This window comes from Bartonella sp. AP1QHHD (genome assembly GCF_042196265.1).
Lineage (GTDB): Bacteria > Pseudomonadota > Alphaproteobacteria > Rhizobiales > Rhizobiaceae > Bartonella.
The window spans coordinates 1-1,413 of the sequence record NZ_JBHIPW010000074.1 but is presented as its reverse complement, the minus strand read 5'-3'; the positions used below and the strand labels follow the sequence as shown (position 1 = coordinate 1,413).

3 protein-coding genes and 1 pseudogene are annotated in these 1,413 nt (G+C 42.3%); 2 read left to right on the top strand and 2 right to left on the bottom strand.

The window, feature by feature from the left end; all coding sequences use genetic code 11:
• Together ACFIME_RS06980 and ACFIME_RS06975 are read right to left on the bottom strand one after the other, a co-directional pair.
• Positions 1-654, bottom strand: a 654-nt coding sequence (locus tag ACFIME_RS06980) for a hemagglutinin repeat-containing protein (RefSeq protein WP_375684705.1), incomplete at its 3' end; no start/stop codon positions are given.
• 44 nt (positions 655-698) lie between these two features.
• A complete protein-coding gene (locus tag ACFIME_RS06975) occupies positions 699-1,046 on the bottom strand; it encodes a hypothetical protein (protein ID WP_375684706.1) in 348 nt (115 codons plus the stop codon).
• Between ACFIME_RS06975 and ACFIME_RS06970 the strand changes: the two are divergent.
• Together ACFIME_RS06970 and ACFIME_RS06965 are read left to right on the top strand one after the other, a co-directional pair.
• Positions 1,005-1,112: pseudogene (locus ACFIME_RS06970) on the top strand (exonuclease); the annotation flags it as partial. The gene ACFIME_RS06975 and the pseudogene ACFIME_RS06970 overlap by 42 nt on opposite strands.
• Before the next feature lie 121 nt (positions 1,113-1,233).
• On the top strand, positions 1,234-1,413 hold a 180-nt coding region (locus ACFIME_RS06965), incomplete at its 3' end, for a hypothetical protein (RefSeq protein WP_375684704.1).

The following is a 1,413-nucleotide window of genomic DNA, read 5'->3' as shown; positions in this document are numbered from 1 at the left end:
TTGGCGTGCCGTGATGTGTGATTGTGTGGAAGTATTTTCCCATTGATCGCCCGTATCTTTGGCGCTTGCAATTCCAACACCCACGGAAGCACCGCTGTTGCTCTTTTCAAACTGAAACCCAAAGCCTTCCCGTTCTTCCTTTGAGCTTGAGGAATGGCTATTATGACCAACAAGCACATTCACATCACGAGTTGCCGAAAGGTTAATATTCTCACCTGCAAGATCAGAGCCAACAATTGTCACATCTTTTTTCTTGGCAGTGATGTTGATCGTGCCATCCGCATTGAGAGAAGAGCCTTGATGCTCAAAACTCTCTTCATTTTCTGTCTTTCCCTCACTCCCGTATATCGACACAAAGCCCTTGCCTGATCCCACACCAAAACCCGTTTCATGGGTCTCTGAATGGCTTTTATGGTGATCTGTCATGCCATCAATCGTCACACTTTCTCCGCTCACATTGATATCCTGACCGGAAAGCAGATGAGAAGCAGTGATTGTGGTCTCTTTGTCCGATTGTGTGATAATGTTGCCCGTTGCCCCCAAATTGGTCAGCACACCAGCGTGGATATCGGCATTTCCCCCCGCTTCTATAGTGCTATAATGGTTATCAATGGTATCAGCGTTAATGATGAGATTGCCACTAGATTGTATCATTCCTTGACGAGTAGGCGAAAATTCTTACGTGACAGTTTTCTGTATCATGTGAGATAAATTATTCCATCGGTACCCTTGAAAAAAAGCGAACTTTCACTCTCTTCATTCCAAGTAAATGCCTTGTATACTATCCCATCTTCTAAAGTTATCTTACCATAAGTTGCCTCTTTGTTGAGCAAAGAATTTTTAAAGTGAAAATTACATATGTTTCCTGAACATTCAACTTCCTCATAGGAAACGGCCCACATTTTTACCCTCAACTCATTTGCTACACTTGTTGTATGATACAAAATCGCATTTTCAATTGAATCAAAGCATTCTGGTTTTTGGAATGCGATGGTGACTTCTTCCGTTTTTTCCGTGATGATCAACAAATTGAACAGATCAATCAAGCTGTTGAAACCTTTTTAGCAGAGATAGAACGAGAAATACAACAACTCTCAACAAAAGCTGCTTAACCTTATGGGGGTGTTTTGTTCCCCGCATATCTACGAGCACCCCCACCCTTTCATAACAACTTTCAACACAAGCGTGATTCACGCCACACGTGAATTGCATCTCAATGTAAGGAGAAAAGATATGGCGCCTCGTCCAGCGGCTATAACGCAACCAGCCATTGCTCGCGCTTTAAGAGAAGCTAAAAAACAAGGATGTGAACTCGTAGAAATCAAACCTACTGGTGAACTGCTTATCTATCTTAAAGCAGATATTCCAATACCAAATTCAGTTAGCCACCCAGACAAACTTTTAGATTTGTCA